Here is a 16515-nt window from a genome sequence, read left to right as displayed (position 1 = left end):
GATATCAGTCACGAGGCTGAGGGACGTCCCTCACGAGCCTGAAGGATAGCAGTCAGAGCGCTGAGGGATATCCGTCAGCCTGCGCTCTGGGGGAGGAGGAGGGCGCTAAGGGGCCCAGCAGCAACCCAACGGAAGGGGCTCGAAGCAGCCCCGCAGCTCACTGGGAAGGGCGCTAAAGCAAAGGAAAAGGGATGCTTCGCAAGGCCTTAGGACGAGGCTCCAAGCGGGGGCTGAGCAGAGCGATTAAATAATTAGTTCTAGTTTGCGCTAAGATTTGTATCTTTGCCTTAGTATCAGATTTACTAATTCTAGTTTAGATATGGAAATTATTAAGATCGTCGGCCGCGAGATCCTCGACTCGCGTGGGAATCCTACCGTAGAGGTAGACGTACATCTGGCTAGCGGCATCATCGGCCGCGCTGCTGTACCTAGTGGTGCCTCCACAGGGGAAAACGAAGCTCTGGAGCTCCGTGACGGAGACAAGGACCGCTACCTCGGTAAGGGCGTCCTCAAGGCTGTTGAGAACATCAACAACGTCATCGCCCCTGAGCTCTATGGTATGAGCGCCCTCAACCAGCGTGAGATCGACCTCAAGATGATCGCCCTTGACGGCACCAAGACCAAGAGCAAGCTCGGCGCTAACGCTATCCTCGGCGTCTCGCTCGCCGTGGCTAAGGCTGCTGCCCAGTACCTCGACATCCCCCTCTATCGCTACATCGGCGGTACCAACACCTACGTACTGCCTGTGCCCATGATGAACATCATCAACGGGGGCTCGCACTCGGATGCTCCTATCGCCTTCCAGGAATTCATGATCCGCCCTGTCGGTGCATGCTGCTTCCGCGAAGGTCTCCGCATGGGTGCTGAGGTCTTCCACGCCCTCAAGAAGGTACTGCATGACCGCGGTCTGAGCACGGCCGTAGGTGACGAAGGTGGCTTCGCCCCTGCCCTCAATGGCACGGAGGACGCTATCGAGTCTATCCTCAAGGCTGTCGAGAAGGCTGGCTATGTACCTGGCAAGGACATCACGATCGCTATGGACTGCGCCTCCTCTGAGTTCTTCAAGGATGGTATCTACGACTACACCAAGTTCGAAGGTGAGCACGGTGTCAAGCGTACCATCGACGAGCAGGTAGCCTTCCTCAGCGAGCTCGTAGAGAAGTATCCTATCGACTCCATCGAGGACGGTATGGCTGAGAACGACTGGGAAGGCTGGAAGAAGCTCACCGATAAGCTCGGCAAGAAGATCCAGCTCGTAGGTGACGACCTCTTCGTGACGAATGTCGAGTACCTCCGTCGTGGTATCGCCGAGGGCTGCGGTAACTCCATCCTCATCAAGGTCAACCAGATCGGTACGCTCACCGAGACCCTCGACGCGATCGATATGGCTCACCGCCACGGCTTCACCTCTGTCACCTCGCACCGCTCTGGGGAGACCGAGGATGCTACGATCGCTGACATCGCTGTCGCTACGAACTCTGGCCAGATCAAGACCGGTTCGCTCAGCCGCACCGACCGTATGGCTAAGTACAACCAGCTCCTCCGCATCGAAGAGGAACTCGGTGACCTGGCTGTCTACGGCTACAAGCGCATCAAGTAGGCTTGCCCTAGCCTAGCCGCCTGCCCTAGGGCTAGCGGCTAAGACAAGCGAGGCTCGCCTCGGAGGATGATCTCCTCTGAGGCGAGCCTCGCTGCATTAGGGGCGGTGCTGGCCCTCTAGGCTAGGGCACGGCGCTGGGGCTTGCCATCTTGGCTTTTTTGCGTACCTTTGCCCGAAAGGGCAGGCGCTTAGCCTCCCCCGCTATCACTAATCTACACCGATACGATGATACTTAGATCCTTGCTCCCCGAGAGCATGACAAGATATAGAGGCCGCTCGTCAAGCACTGCTTGCGAGGCGGCTTTTTCTTTATCTAGGGGTCTGGTAGCGCAGTAGTCACTCACCTACCTTCATATATACACGTCCTATGCAAGAGTACAAAAGAGCCACGCTGATCCTCGATGATGGTAGCCGCTTCGAAGGCTACGCATTCGGCCACGAGGCCCCCGTAGCAGGCGAAGTCGTCTTCACTACCGCTATGACGGGCTACACCGAGAGCTTTACCGACCCGAGCTACCGCGGGCAGATCCTCGTAATGACCTACCCCCTAGTAGGTAACTATGGCGTACCCTCCCCCCAGCTCGACGAGCACGGGATCGCCTACTTCCGCGAGAGCGACAGGATCCATCCCCTTGGCATCATCGTCTCCGACTACTCCGAGGAGCACAGCCACTGGAACGCTCAGAGCTCGCTCGGCCAGTGGCTACGCAGCGAGCAGGTCTTCGGCCTCACGGGCATCGACACCCGGGAGCTGGCGAAGACGCTCCGAGAGAAGGGCTCGATGAAGGGTAAGATCATCCTCGAGGGAGGGACAGACATCCCCTTCGACGACCCCAACGCACGCAACCTCGTAGCGGAGGTCTCGCCCAAGGAGGTACAGGTCTACGGCAATGGTCCCAAGAAGGTCGTCCTCGTCGACTGCGGCGCCAAGAACAACATCATCCGCAACCTTATCCGCCCCGAGATCACCCTCTACCGCGTGCCCTGGGACTATGACTTCAACCAGATCGACTACGATGGGCTCTTCCTATCCAATGGACCCGGTGACCCCAATATGTGCAGCATCACCGTCGAGCACATCCGCAAGGCGCTGGAGCGCAAGAAGCCCATCTGCGGCATCTGCATGGGCAATCAGCTCCTCGCCGCAGCCGCTGGCGCCAAGGTAACGAAGATGAAGTACGGCCACCGCAGTCACAATCAGCCCGTGCAGGAGGTCGGCACGACGCGCTGCTACATCACCAGCCAGAATCACGGCTACGCAGTGGATGCCTCCACGCTCGGCCCAGGCTGGCGCGCCAAGTACATCAACCTCAACGACGGCACCAACGAGGGGATCTGCCACGAGACGCTCCCCTACTTCTCAGCCCAGTTCCACCCCGAGGCCTGCAGCGGGCCGACCGACACGGTCTTCATCTTCGAGGAGTTCCTCCAGCTGCTCTAGGCACGACACTACGACTAAACGATTACCAAGGATATGAGCGACAAGAACAAGATACAGAAGGTGCTGCTCCTCGGCTCTGGAGCACTCAAGATAGGTGAGGCTGGGGAGTTCGACTACTCGGGCTCGCAGGCGCTGAAGGCCATGCGTGAGGAGGGGATCCACACCGTCCTCGTGAACCCCAATATCGCCACCGTACAGACCTCGGAGGGTATAGCCGATGAGATCTACTTCCTCCCCGTGACGCCTTTCTTCATCGAGAAGGTCATCGAGAAGGAGCGCCCTCAGGGGATCCTGCTGGCCTTCGGCGGACAGACGGCACTCAACTGCGGCGTCGCCCTACACCAGAGTGGCGTCCTCGACAAGTACCAGGTGCAGGTGCTCGGTACCCCCGTCGAGGCCATCATGAACACGGAGGACAGAGACCTCTTCGCCCGCAAGCTGGACGAGATCTCTGTCAAGACCATCCAGAGCCATGCAGCGGAGACCCTAGAGGAGGCACGCCGGGCAGCCGCCAGCCTCGGCTACCCCGTCATCATCCGCGCGGCCTATGCCCTCGGGGGGCTCGGCAGTGGCTTCTGTGACAACGAGCAGGAGCTGGACGAGCTCTGCAGCAAGGCCTTCGCCTTCTCCCCCCAGGTGCTCGTCGAGAAGAGTCTCAAGGGCTGGAAGGAGGTCGAGTACGAGGTCGTCCGTGACCGCTACGACAACTGCATCACGGTCTGCAATATGGAGAACTTCGACCCCCTCGGCATCCACACCGGGGAGAGCATCGTCATCGCTCCCTCGCAGACGCTGACCAACAACGAGTACCACAAGCTCCGCGAGATCGCCATCCGCATCGTCCGTCACATCGGCATCGTCGGCGAGTGCAATGTGCAGTATGCCCTCGACCCCGACAGTGAGGACTACCGCGTCATCGAGGTCAATGCGCGCCTCTCGCGCTCCTCGGCTCTGGCGTCCAAAGCGACGGGCTACCCGCTGGCCTTCGTCGCCGCCAAGCTCGGCCTCGGCTACGGGCTCTTCGAGCTCAAGAACTCGGTGACCAAGACCACGCCTGCCTTCTTCGAGCCCGCTCTGGACTATGTCGTGTGCAAGATCCCCCGCTGGGACCTCGGCAAGTTCCACGGCGTCTCCCGCGAGCTCGGCAGTAGCATGAAGTCCGTCGGCGAAGTGATGGCCATAGGCCGCACCTTCGAGGAAGCGATGCAAAAGGGGCTACGTATGATCGGCCAGGGCATGCACGGCTTCGTGGGCAACAATACCAAGGAGCTCTCGGGTGCCGAGCTGGACGAGGCGCTGAAGGCCCCGACCGACACCCGCATCGTCGCCATCAGCCAGGCACTGCGTGCTGACTATAGCGTGGAGCAGATCCACCAGCTGACCAAGATCGACTGCTGGTTCCTCGACAAGCTGTCGAGCATCGTGCGCACCTCAGAGGAGCTGCACCAGCAGACAAGTATCGCAGCCCTACCCCAGCAACTGCTGCGCCACGCCAAGCGCCAGGGCTTCTCGGACTTCCAGATCGCTCGCTTCGTCCTCGAGGCTCAGGGTATCAAGGCTCGGGACAAGGAGGCGCTCGAGGTGCGCGCCCTGCGCAAGAAGCTCGGCATCGTACCCGTGGTCAAGCAGATCGACACCCTCGCGGCCGAATACCCCGCCGAGACCAACTACCTCTACCTTACCTATAGCGGCACGGTGAGCGACATTGACTACGAGGGGGATGCACGCTCGGTCGTCGTCCTCGGCTCGGGCGCCTACCGTATCGGCAGCTCGGTAGAGTTCGACTGGTGCGGTGTCAATGCGCTGCAGACGATCCGTCAGCAGGGCTTCCGCTCGGTGATGATCAACTACAATCCCGAGACCGTCAGCACCGACTACGACATTACCGATAGGCTGTACTTCGACGAGCTGACCTTCGAGCGCGTCCTAGATATCCTTGACCTAGAGACCCCGCGCGGCGTCATCCTCTCGACGGGCGGACAGATCCCCAATAATCTTGCCCTCAAGCTCCACTCCCAGCGTATCCCCATCCTCGGGACGCAGGCCGAGGACATTGATAACGCCGAGGACAGACACAAGTTCTCCGCCATGCTCGACAGCCTCGGGATCGACCAGCCCCGCTGGCGGGAGCTCACCAGCCTCTCCGATATCGACAGCTTCATCGAGGAGGTGGGCTTCCCCGTACTCGTACGTCCCAGCTACGTCCTCTCGGGGGCTGCGATGAATGTCTGCTCCAATCAGGAGGAGCTCTATCGCTTCCTCGAGCTCGCAGCCGATGTATCGAAGGAGCACCCCGTGGTCGTAAGCCAGTTCATCGAGCACGCCAAGGAGGTCGAGATCGACGCCGTAGCCCAGCGCGGTGAGATCGTAGCCTACGCCATCAGCGAGCATATCGAGTTTGCAGGGGTACACTCGGGCGATGCCACCATCCAGTTCCCAGGGCAGAAGCTCTATGTCGAGACGGTGCGCCGCATCAAGCGCATCAGTCGCCAGATCGCCGAGGCGCTACACATCTCGGGTCCCTTCAACATCCAGTTCCTCGCCAAGGGCAATGAGATCAAGGTCATCGAGTGTAACCTGCGCGCCTCCCGTAGCTTCCCCTTCGTCAGCAAGGTGCTCAAGATTAACTTCATCGAGCTGGCGACCCGCATCATGCTGGGTCAGCGCGTGGAGAAGCCCAATAAGAGTGCCTTCGACCTCGACTACGTGGGGATCAAGGCCTCCCAGTTCTCCTTCGCACGCCTACAGAAGGCAGACCCCGTCCTCGGGGTCGATATGATGAGCACGGGGGAAGTCGGCTGTCTCGGTGACGATACCAACGAGGCGGTGCTGAAGTCCATGCTCTCCGTCGGCTACCGCATCCCCGAGCGCAGCGTGCTGCTCTCCACGGGAGGCTACAAGCAGAAGGTCGACATGCTCGACGCGGCCCAGCTGCTGCACGCCCGTGGCTATAAGCTCTACGCGACGCAGGGCACGCACGACATGCTGGCTGAGAACGGCATCCCCTCCACGCTCGTCTACTGGCCGACCGATGAGGGCAAGCACCCACAGGCACTGGACCTGCTACACGAGAAGAAGATCGACATGGTAGTGAATATCAACAAGAACCTCACCGCAGGCGAGCTCACCAATGGCTACCGCCTACGACGTGCTGCCATCGACCTCAACATCCCGCTGTTGACCAACGCGCGCCTGGCCTCGGCCTTCATCACCTCCTTCTGCACGCTCCCTGTCGAGGAGCTCCAGATCAAGAGCTGGTCTGAGTACAAGTAAGCCCGCTCCCTACATTGCCTACTCGCCCCTAGATGTCACAGTACATCTAGGGGCGAGTTGCATTATAGCCTAGGCTAAGGCTCAGCCTTATGTAGCTCTAGGCTGAGCCTCCATGCGGGATATCAGTCAGGGGGCTGAGAGACGTCAGTGACGGGCGTGAGGGATAGCCTTCAGCTCCCTGACTGATATCCCTCGCGAAGCTGGGACTACGCTGTCACCTTGCTGGGGCTTCTAGCTCCCTTTGCTCGAGTCCCCAGCAGGTCTCTACCCCCTGTCTGCTTGCTCCTCCTCTACACTTGGGCTAGGTCACCTTTGCCCCCATGCGACAGCACACTAAGCGACGAGGGAAGGCTGCAGCTTAGATTGCTATAGAATTACTACATTTACAGCACGGAATACACTCATTCTAAAAGGAAACACTATGTACATCACACGTCTACACCGCACGGCATGCACCCTAGGCCTAGGTATCCTCCTCCTAGCGAGCTGCAGCAAGTCCAGTTCCTACGAGCAGGCTATCCCTCGAGATGCTGAGCTCGTCACCGCCATCCACCTCGACCAGCTAGCGCAGAAGGCTGGCCTAGAGGACAAGACGCGCAAGGCCAAGATCCAGCAAGCGCTGGAGAAAGGACTCGTATCGCCCGATACCAAGCCCTTCCTACAGAGCCTCCTCTCTGAGCCTCAGAAGCTAGGGATCGACCTCCGCTCCCCCATCTACTTCTATCATAGCCCGCGTGCCAAGGCGGCCTTTCTGATGCGCGTAAGCGACCGCGACGATCTCGAGAAGCAGCTCAAGAAGCTCTTCAGCAGTACAGAGTTCAAGCAGACAGAGGAGCAGGGCTACACCCTACTTAGTCCCAAGTCGGGTCCTGAGGAGCAAGAGATCGTAGCCTACGACAAGAAGACGCTCCTCATCGCCGTCCCTGAGGTCGGCACACAGATCAAGCAACTCCTCCAGGAGACGATGAAGCCGAAGAAAGGGCAGTCCTTCGCTGAGACGAAGTACTTCGAGCAGCTCCAGCAGACCAAGGGCGATATCCGTATCTACCTAGACTTAAAGAGCCTCGACAAGAGCTCGACGCTGCCAGCTTACGCCGCCACAGAGGTGAGTAAGATGGTCTTCGGAGCGAACTTTGAATCGGGACGACTGCGTGTCACAGCACAGCCCGTATACAAGGACAAGGTAGAACAGCAAAGGATCGAGAATAGGATGAAGCTCATCTACGCCCAGAGCATCACGGGCTCCCTCGACAAGTATCTCCCCAAGTCCCCCGACCTCGTAGTCGGCATCAATAGTAACATGGCAGCAGCTATGAAGAAGCTAGGCCTAGTCGCGACATCTAATACAGAAGAGTTGGGTTATATGATGCTCCTCAACTCCCTCATCAGTGGAGAGGGGGTCTTGGCCATCTCCGAGCTTGGGTCTAGCAATAATGCCTATGCCTATGCAGAGAGCACACAGCCCGACGCCATAGATAGCGTAGCCAAGTGGATCGGGTCGGAAGGACTCGCTGCAGTAGACTCTACAGGAGCGCATCAGTACCGTATACAGCATGATGGGATGACCTTCGACATGGGGCATCGCAATGGGATCAATTACCTGATCAGCAGTGCACGTGTCGGCGAGCTCCTGCAGCCGCAGGTTGGCCGCCCTACACCTGTCTACGCCGAGCAGATCAAGGGCAAGCATGCCTACCTCTTCTTCGACCTCGAGCAGTTTATCCAGCGCTCCTTCCTCACCCCTCTGTTCCAGGCTATGACCAAGCCTGTAGCCTACCAGCGCCTACAGAAGCTACAGTACGTCCTCATGGTCGCGGACAGGACGCAGGGCGAGGTCACCCTACAGCTCTCGACGAAGGACAACGCGCTCCAGTTCGTTCTAGACACCGTCCTCGAGGCCTTCTAGCCCTCCTCCACTGATTATCGACACCCTTCTATGACAGCTCCCAGCCTCCTAGAGATCGACATGGTATCGAAGCACTACGATACCAAGGTCGCCCTCGATCAGGTATCGCTCAGCGCGCGCCAAGGGCGTATCCTAGGCCTTCTAGGGCCCAATGGCGCGGGCAAGAGCAGCCTGATACGCATCATCAACCGGATCACAGCGCCCGACCGCGGCGAGGTCTTCTTCGACGGCCACCTACTGCAGCAGCAGGACCTCAGCCGTATCGGCTACCTACCCGAGGAGCGTGGGCTCTACCCTAAGATGAAGGTCGGGGAGCAGATCGTCTACTTGGCTCGACTCAAGGGGATGAGTCGTAGCCAAGCCGAGCGAGGAGCCCGCGAGCTCCTCGCTCGGCTCGAGGGGGCCGACTGGTGGGATAAGCGCGTCAATGAGCTCTCCAAGGGGATGCAGCAGAAGGTGCAGGTCGTCTGCACCCTGCTCCACGACCCTGAGCTCCTCATCATGGACGAGCCCTTCAGCGGATTCGACCCCATCAACGCCGAGCTCCTCAAGCAGGAGCTCCTCCGCCTCAAGGCTGAGGGCAAGACCATCATCCTCTCGACGCACAACATGCAGAGCGTCGAGGAGCTCTGTGACGACATCGTCCTCATCAATCAGGGGCAGATCGTCCTCAGAGGGCAGACCGAGGAGGTACGTCGCAGCTACAGCACGGGACGCGTACGCCTGGCCTATGATGGAGTGCTCCCCCCGTCCGTCACCTCCGACGTCCGTATCCTAGAGCGGCAGGCCTCCAGCATGGGCGGCCTTCTGTGGCTCGATGCCGAGGGGCTCTCCCTACGTGAGCTCGTCTCGAGCCTCCCTGCGGAACTCGAGCTGTGCAGCCTCGAGCGAGAGCTACCCTCTATGCATGAGATCTTCCTCAGCGCCGTCAGTCAGTCCCTCAGCCATCCTCTCGCTCATGAATAAGCTATACCTCGTCATCGAGCGGGAGTTCCGCTCGCGCATCCGCATGAGATCCTTCTGGGTCATGAGCCTCCTTTTCCCCATCCTCATGCTGGGGATCGGGGCCACCCCGATCTGGCTCAGCAAGGCGGGCAAGGAGCGGCAGGAGATCATCGTCCTCGATGCTACCGGGCAGTACGCCCCCCTCTTCCAGAGCGACGAGACCTATCGCTTCATCCCTGGGGACAAGCCGCTCGACAGCTACAAGACCGAGGGGGGAAGTTCCGCTCCAGCCATCCTCGCCATTACCGATGACCTCAGTGTACACCCCGAGGCGGTGCAGCTCTTCTCGCACCAGCAGCTACCGCTCGGGCTGGAGCGTATGCTGAGTGCCCGACTATCGGAGTATGTGACGCAGCAGCGCATCGCCTCCTATCACATCCCCGAGCTACGCGAGGCCATCGCCAAGACGCAGGCGCACATCCAGGTACGCACCTATCGCTGGGATGAGATCGAGCCTGCTGATGGCGGCGGAGACGAAGGAGGAGAGGAGCTCTCCGCAGCTGGGAACCAACTTCCCCAAGGAGGCCGTGAGACCAAGAGTGAGGTCCTCAGCATCGTGGGCATCGTCTTGACCTTCCTCAGCTACCTCTTCATAATGACCTACGGCGGGATGGTGCTGCAGGGCGTGCAGGAGGAGAAAAAGAGCCGTATCGTCGAGATCATGGTCTCCTCCGTGAGCCCGCAGCAGCTCATGATGGGCAAGATCATCGGGATCGGACTCGTCGGCATCCTCCAGCTCCTCATCTGGGCGCTGCTCATCCTCGTAGGTGCGGGAGTAGCGACACACGCTCTAGGGATATCGCTCGACCCCAAGCTGGCCGCGGCGGCCTCTACCGAGGGCTGGAGCGCCATCCTCAGCCAGCTGGCTCGTCTGGACTATGTCGGCATCCTAATCTCCTTCCTCCTCTACTTCGTCGGGGGCTACCTCTTCTTTGCCTCCATCCTGGCGGCGATGAGCGCGACAGTCTCCTCGGATGAGGAGGCAGGCCAGCTGATGATGCCTCTGGTACTGCTGCTGGTCTTCTCCATGTATGCGGGGATGGCTGGGGCAGAGAACCCCAACGGTTCGCTGGCCTTCTGGACCTCGATGTGCCCGCTTACCTCGCCCGTAGTGATGATGGTACGCCTCCCCTTCGGCGTACCGCTCTGGCAGCTGGCTCTGAGCCTCTCGCTGCTCTACGCCTCCTTCGTCGGCACGAGCTACCTCGGAGGGCGCATCTACCGCACAGGGATCCTACTCTACGGCAAGCGCCCCGGCCTCAAGGAGCTCTGGCGCTGGCTCCGCTACCGCTAGCCGCCTAGAGGACTGAGGCCAAGCCAGGCTCCCTCATTCCCCTACCTCGAATACGAAGCCCCAAGTACAGCATGGTACTCGGGGCTTCGCTCATACTCGGACAAAGGGGAGCAAGGAGGAGGCTCGAAGCACCTCAGTCTTAGGAAGGCCAAGTTCCTCGCCCGAAGCCTCAGCCATCTTTGAGCTAGGAGGAAGCAGGCAGCGCAGCTACTGCAAGGCCACATCCTCCTTGCTCCGCTCGGGCGACGACCCATACCTAGGCACGCTGCGGCTAAGGCTGGTGCTCAGCTGAGGCATATCAGTGGACTCGCTGAGGGACGTCGGTCACGAGCCCGAGGGATATGAGTCAGCGAGCTGAGGGATAACCCTCACCGAGCTCGCCCTTAGCTCAGGCCTCGCTCCCTTGCCTCTCAACCTTCGCTGACCGGGCTTGAGCTAGTTTTCTTAGCCTAGATACGAGCCTGCTCGAGCTCCCTTAGACGAAGGTGCTTACGCCGCTGCGACCTCGCGTTCGCCAAGGCTCACAGCCTAGGTTCTAGGCTTAGCAGACCAGCTCTTCGCTAATGAGGAGGCGAGCTCTAAATTTTAGGCCGCGCGGGCTAGGATAATTACGGAGGTATCCTTATCTTTGTCCTAGCCTCTCCCGAGGGGCTAGGTGAGGACATTACGCCCCACCTCTATACATCATCAACAACTAAGGGAACTATGAACGACTCAGCAATCTTCAAGCTCATCGAAGAGGAGCACCAACGCCAGCTCAAGGGCATTGAGCTCATCGCCTCGGAGAACTTCGTCAGCGATGAGGTCATGCAGGCCATGGGCAGCTGCATGACGAACAAGTACGCCGAAGGCTACCCTGGCAAGCGCTACTATGGTGGCTGCGAGGTGGTCGACCAGTCCGAGCAGCTCGCCATCGACCGCATCAAGGAGCTCTTCGGCGCCGAGTGGGCCAACGTGCAGCCGCACTCAGGGGCTCAGGCCAATATGGCTGTGCTCCTGGCATGCCTCAACCCCGGAGACACCTTCATGGGGCTCAACCTCGCTCACGGCGGGCACCTCTCTCACGGCTCGCCCGTCAATAGCTCGGGGCTCCTCTACAAGGCGATAGACTATAACGTCCGCGAGGATACGGGCTACGTAGACTACGAGCAGATGGAGCAGCGCGCCCTGGAGCACAAGCCCAAGCTGATCATCGCTGGGGGCTCGGCCTATTCACGCGAATGGGACTACGCCCGCATCCGTGCTCTCGCGGATAAGATCGGGGCGATCTTCCTCGTCGATATGGCGCACCCCGCTGGGCTCATAGCAGCAGGCCTGCTGGAGAATCCCGTGAAGTATGCCCACATCGTGACCTCCACGACACACAAGACGCTGCGCGGTCCTCGTGGGGGCATCATCCTCATGGGTAAGGACTTCGACAACCCCTGGGGCAAGACCACGCCCAAGGGTGAGATCAAGAAGATGTCTGCCCTACTCGACTCCGCTGTCTTCCCAGGTGTGCAGGGCGGCCCACTGGAGCACGTCATCGCAGCTAAGGCTGTGGCCTTCTATGAGGCCCTCCAGCCCTCCTTCAAGGAGTACGGCCGTCAGGTCAAGCTGAATGCCCAGGTCATGGGTGAGGCCTTCGTACGCCGTGGCTATGGCGTCGTCTCGGGCGGCACGGACAATCACTGCCTGCTGATCGACCTGCGCAGCAAGTTCCCTGAGCTCACCGGTAAGGTCGCCGAGAAGGCACTGGTAGCTGCCGACATCACGGTGAACAAGAATATGGTGCCCTACGACTCCCGCTCGGCCTTCCAGACCTCGGGCATCCGTGTCGGTACGCCTGCCATCACCACGCGCGGCGTCAAGGAGGACAAGATGGACTACATCGTATCGCTCATCGACCGCGTGCTCTCCGCCCCTGAGGACGAGGCTGTCATCGCTGCCGTACGTCGTGAGGTCAACGAGCTGATGGTCACCTATCCCATGTTCGCCTACTAGCAGCACTGCTGATTCGTCGAGGACTCAGAGAGCTCCAGCCTCACGCTGGCTGGGCTCTCTGAGCCTTCCCCATTATAGACACTCAAGACCACGATCAATGAACAAGCTCTTCGTCAGCCTAGCCTGTGCCCTTAGCTTGGGCTACCTCGCGACGGCTGCACCCATGAAGACCTCCCTTGCCTCCTACAACCAAGGGATCAATATCATCCCACAGCCCAAGGAACTCATCCAGGGCAAGGGGAGCTTCGCCCTCACGGCCAAGACCCCGCTGCTGGCCCAGGGCGACTCCGCCTACATCATCGCGCGCTTCTTCGCCGAGAAGCTCCAGCGCTCCACGGGCTACCAGCTTCCCGTTCGTTCCTCCTCTAGTGCTCAGCCCGGAGCGATCTACCTCCGCATTGATCCCAGCCTACCGCTTGGGCACGAGGGCTACCAGCTCAAGAGCAGCCCCCGCGGGGTCGAGGTCGTAGGCCGCACGGGCGCAGGCCTCTACTATGGGATGCAGAGCCTGCTGCAGCTCCTGCCTGCTGAGGTCGAGTCCCCTAGCCTCGTGAAGACGACACGCTGGAGCATCCCTGCGGTCACCATCCAGGACGAACCCCGCTTCGAGTACCGCGGTGCGCTGGTCGACGTCTGCCGCCACTTCCTCACCGTCGAGGATATGAAGCAGCACATCGACCTCCTGAGCATGTTCAAGATCAACCGTCTACACTGGCACCTCACGGAGGATCAGGGCTGGCGCATCGAGATCAAGAAGTACCCTCGCCTGACCAGTGTCGGCTCCAAGCGTATCGAGGGCGACGGCAAGGAGTATGGTGGCTACTATACTCAGGAGCAGATCAAGGAGATCGTCAAGTACGCCTCCGACCGCTTCGTCACCATCGTTCCCGAGGTAGAGCTACCAGGCCATGCCATGGGGGCTATCGCCTCTTATCCTGAGCTGACCTGCTTCCCCTACCGCCGCGTCTATCAGGTGCGCAACATCTGGGGCGTAGAGCAGGACGTCTTCTGCGCGGGTAAGGAATCGACCTTCCAGTTCATCCAGGACGTCCTCGACGAGGTAGTCCCCCTCTTCCCAGGCCAGTACTTCCATATCGGGGGGGATGAGTGCCCCAAGATCCGCTGGAAGGAGTGCCCCAACTGTCAGAAGCGTATCAAAGACGAAGGGCTCAAGGATGAGCACGAGCTACAGAGCTATGTCATCCGTCGTGCCGAGAAGATGCTGGCGCGCTACGGCAAGAAGCTGATCGGCTGGGATGAGATCCTCGAGGGCGGCCTAGCCCCCACGGCCACCGTCATGAGCTGGCAGGGAGAGAAGGGCGGCATCCAGGCAGCCAACATGGGACACGACGTCATCATGACTCCCGGTAGCGGCGGTCTCTACATCGACCACTACCAGGGTGACCCCAAGATCGAGCCCGTAGCCATCTGCTGCTACTCTACGCTGGAGAAGGTCTACTCCTACAATCCCATCCCCGAGGCCATCGCGCCAGACAAGCGCCACCACATCAAGGGCGCGCAGGCCAACCTCTGGGCGGAGTACCTCTACACGACACCGCTGATGCAGTACCGTGCCTTCCCCCGCGAGATCGCCCTGGCGGAGGCCGTATGGACGCCGCTGGAGAAGAAGAACTACAAGGACTTCGAGCGTCGCCTGGATAATGCCTACGTGCGCCTCGACCAGCATAAGGTCAACTACCACATCCCGCTGCCCGAGCAGCCCCTGCCCGGTAGCCGTCAGAGCGCCTCGCTGAGCTACGTAGCCTTCACCGACACCACCAGCCTCACGCTCCAGACCACGCGCCCCATCCGCATCGTCTACACGACGGACGGCAGCGAGCCTACGGCCAAGTCCCAGACCTACACCCAGCCCCTGCACATCTCGAAGAGCCTGGTCGTCAAGGTCGCCTCGGTACTGCCCTCGGGCAAGCTGAGCCGCGTACGCGCCATCACCTTCGACAAGCAGAGCCTCTCGCCTGCCGTCGAGCTCACCACGCCTACGCCTGGCCTGCGCACCAAGACCTCCGTCGGCAACTACTACAGTGCGGCGGACTTCGCCTCCGCGACTAACTGGACGGAGGGCGTCGTCAAGACCACGCAGGAGCTGCGTCCCGATAGGCTGAATAACCACATGGACGAGATCAAGCGCAAGGCCGTCGTCGGCGAGGGCTATATCAAGATCCCCGCAGATGGTAGCTATGTCTTCTCCACCAACCTTGACCAGATGTACCTCGACGGCGAGCTCTTCATCGACAACTCAGGCGAGACGTCCAAGTTCAGCCGTCGCGACAAGAGCCGTGCCCTCAAGGCAGGCTGGCACCGCGTGAAGTTCGTCTTCGTCGGTGCCGTACGTGGAGGCTTCCCCACCTACTGGGAGGACACCAAGGTCGAGTACCGCAAGCTGGAGGACGCTAAGTTCAGCACCGTCACCGCTGAGATGCTGGCCCACTAAGCATACCCCCACACCCCTAGTGCTAGCCCCAGCGCTGAGCTAGTGCGATCACACTAAGGATGGCGACCGACCTGCACCCCTGCGTGCTGCGTCTGTCGCCATCTTTCCTTAGCCTCCTACCATGATCACCCTTGACCCTAAGCTACGCTATGCCCTCGCCCTTGCCCTCATGCCTGGTGTGGGGCCGCAGCATGTGCGCACCCTCGGAGCATGCTTCGAGGACATCAGCCAGCCCTTCCTCGAGCCACAGCTCCTCGACCAGCACTTCCCGCGCATGCAGCGCAGAGTACGTGTGCTCTTCGAGTCGGCCCAGATCCTCTGTGAGGCAGACAGACTCCTCGAGCGCTGCCAGCAGCTGGCTCTGACGCCGCTCTTCCTTCTAGATCCCAACTACCCCCAGGCTCTGGCCGAATGCCCCGACGCCCCCCTCATCCTCTATGCGCGTGGGGCGAGCGAAGTGCTGCAGCAGGCGCCCCTCATCAGTATCGTGGGTACAAGACAAGCCAGTAGCTACGGCCTGCAGATGACGGGACGTATCGTCACCGAGCTCAGCGAAGTCCTTCCGCAGAGCCCCATCGTCAGCGGACTGGCCTATGGCATCGACATCGAGGCACACCGACGGGCGCTGCAGCTGGGGACGCCCTGCGTCGCCGTCCTGGCGCATGGGCTGGATCGCCTCTACCCCAGCGTCCACCGCCCCGAGGCGGAGCGTATCCTCTCGAGCGGAGGGGTACTGGTCAGTGAGTATCCGCCAGGCACGCCAACGCAGCGTAAGCAGTTCGTCGCGCGCAATAGGATCATCGCTGGGCTGAGCGTAGCAACCATCCTCCCCGAGGCGGGGCTAAGCAGCGGTTCGCTCTCCACAGCACGGCTCGCCCTCAGCTATGGTCGCGAAGTCTTTACCCTCCCAGGACGCATCACGGACGAGCAGAGCGCAGGCTGCCTCGAGCTGCTGAAGCGCGGCGAGGCACAGCTCCTGAGCACGGCGAGCGACCTCCTCGACGCCCTCAGTTGGCTGGGGACAAGCACTCCCAGCCCAAGGCCCCAGCCCGAGCAAGCAAAGCCAGCAGCGCCAGCCCCTCGCCCACACTACGACGATCCGCTCCTGCAGCTGCTCGCCGACCAAGGGGCGCTCAGTCTAGACGAGCTAGCGCGAGCGCTTGGCCGCCCTATGTCGCAGCTGAGCGAGGAGCTGCTTGACCTCGAGCTCGAGGGCCGCATCGTCACCCTCCCTGGAGATAGCTACCGCCTTGCCTAGGGGCTAGAGTGGGTAGCCGAGGGCTAAGTGCATCCGCCCTCACGACAGCGCAGCAGGTGCGCCAGGACACAAAGACAGCGCCCCGTGTGACGAGATCCCACGGGGCGCTGTCCTTGTGTATAAAGCGGCGAGAGGCTGAGGAGCTGTAGCTCCGAGCTTGCGCTTAGCCAGGCGCAAGCCTCAGGGGCGGAGCTCTGAGGGATATCAGTCAGGAGGCTGAGGGGCGCCCGTCACGAGCGTGAGGGATAGCAGTCAGCGGGCTGAGGGACATCCCTCGCAGAGCTTAGGGCAGGCGCTGAGCTT

9 protein-coding genes are annotated in these 16515 nt (G+C 60.7%); all 9 read left to right on the top strand.

The window, feature by feature from the left end; all coding sequences use genetic code 11:
* Positions 1–319: 319 nt before the first annotated feature.
* The 9 genes from eno (at position 320) to dprA (ending at position 16212) form a co-directional block, all read left to right on the top strand.
* The gene (gene eno, locus J4862_RS03475; protein ID WP_211789344.1) at positions 320–1600 is read left to right on the top strand and encodes a phosphopyruvate hydratase; all 1281 of its coding nucleotides are present in this window, start codon (positions 320–322) and stop codon (positions 1598–1600) included.
* Positions 1601–1967: 367 nt separating this feature from the next.
* Entirely contained in the window at positions 1968–3041 is a 1074-nt protein-coding gene (carA, locus tag J4862_RS03470; protein WP_211789343.1) for a glutamine-hydrolyzing carbamoyl-phosphate synthase small subunit, read from the top strand.
* Positions 3042–3074: 33 nt separating this feature from the next.
* Positions 3075–6314 carry a carbamoyl-phosphate synthase (glutamine-hydrolyzing) large subunit gene (gene carB / locus J4862_RS03465; RefSeq protein WP_211789342.1) on the top strand — a complete coding sequence of 1080 codons (3240 nt, stop codon included), beginning with the start codon at positions 3075–3077 and terminating at the stop codon, positions 6312–6314.
* A gap of 421 nt (positions 6315–6735) precedes the next feature.
* The gene (locus tag J4862_RS03460; RefSeq protein WP_211789341.1) at positions 6736–8220 is read left to right on the top strand and encodes a DUF4836 family protein; all 1485 of its coding nucleotides are present in this window, start codon (positions 6736–6738) and stop codon (positions 8218–8220) included.
* Positions 8221–8250: 30 nt separating this feature from the next.
* Positions 8251–9186 carry an ABC transporter ATP-binding protein gene (locus tag J4862_RS03455; RefSeq protein WP_211789340.1) on the top strand — a complete coding sequence of 312 codons (936 nt, stop codon included), beginning with the start codon at positions 8251–8253 and terminating at the stop codon, positions 9184–9186.
* On the top strand, positions 9179–10519 hold the full coding sequence (locus J4862_RS03450; protein WP_211789339.1) for an ABC transporter permease: 1341 nt from the start codon (positions 9179–9181) through the stop codon (positions 10517–10519). Before J4862_RS03455 ends, J4862_RS03450 begins: the two co-directional genes overlap by 8 nt.
* 705 nt (positions 10520–11224) lie before the next feature.
* A complete protein-coding gene (gene glyA / locus J4862_RS03445) occupies positions 11225–12502 on the top strand; it encodes a serine hydroxymethyltransferase (protein WP_211789338.1) in 1278 nt (425 codons plus the stop codon).
* Positions 12503–12599: 97 nt separating this feature from the next.
* Entirely contained in the window at positions 12600–14954 is a 2355-nt protein-coding gene (locus J4862_RS03440) for a family 20 glycosylhydrolase (protein ID WP_211789337.1), read from the top strand.
* 121 nt (positions 14955–15075) lie between these two features.
* A complete protein-coding gene (gene dprA / locus J4862_RS03435; protein WP_211789336.1) occupies positions 15076–16212 on the top strand; it encodes a DNA-processing protein DprA in 1137 nt (378 codons plus the stop codon).
* Positions 16213–16515 lie beyond the last annotated feature (303 nt).

Origin of the sequence: Porphyromonas sp. oral taxon 275 (assembly GCF_018127745.1) — a bacterium.
Lineage (GTDB): Bacteria > Bacteroidota > Bacteroidia > Bacteroidales > Porphyromonadaceae > Porphyromonas.
Note: the sequence above shows the minus strand (reverse complement) of the source record. Positions and strands in the feature narration are given on the sequence as shown.

Excerpts from the sequence above, each read along its gene's own strand:
- eno (WP_211789344.1), top strand. The coding sequence starts at position 320 with ATGGAAATTATTAAGATCGTCGGCCGCGAGATCCTCGACTCGCGTGGG.
- carA (WP_211789343.1), top strand. The coding sequence starts at position 1,968 with ATGCAAGAGTACAAAAGAGCCACGCTGATCCTCGATGATGGTAGCCGC.
- carB (WP_211789342.1), top strand. The coding sequence starts at position 3,075 with ATGAGCGACAAGAACAAGATACAGAAGGTGCTGCTCCTCGGCTCTGGA.
- J4862_RS03460 (WP_211789341.1), top strand. The coding sequence starts at position 6,736 with ATGTACATCACACGTCTACACCGCACGGCATGCACCCTAGGCCTAGGT.
- J4862_RS03455 (WP_211789340.1), top strand. The coding sequence starts at position 8,251 with ATGACAGCTCCCAGCCTCCTAGAGATCGACATGGTATCGAAGCACTAC.
- J4862_RS03450 (WP_211789339.1), top strand. The coding sequence starts at position 9,179 with ATGAATAAGCTATACCTCGTCATCGAGCGGGAGTTCCGCTCGCGCATC.
- glyA (WP_211789338.1), top strand. The coding sequence starts at position 11,225 with ATGAACGACTCAGCAATCTTCAAGCTCATCGAAGAGGAGCACCAACGC.
- J4862_RS03440 (WP_211789337.1), top strand. The coding sequence starts at position 12,600 with ATGAACAAGCTCTTCGTCAGCCTAGCCTGTGCCCTTAGCTTGGGCTAC.
- dprA (WP_211789336.1), top strand. The coding sequence starts at position 15,076 with ATGATCACCCTTGACCCTAAGCTACGCTATGCCCTCGCCCTTGCCCTC.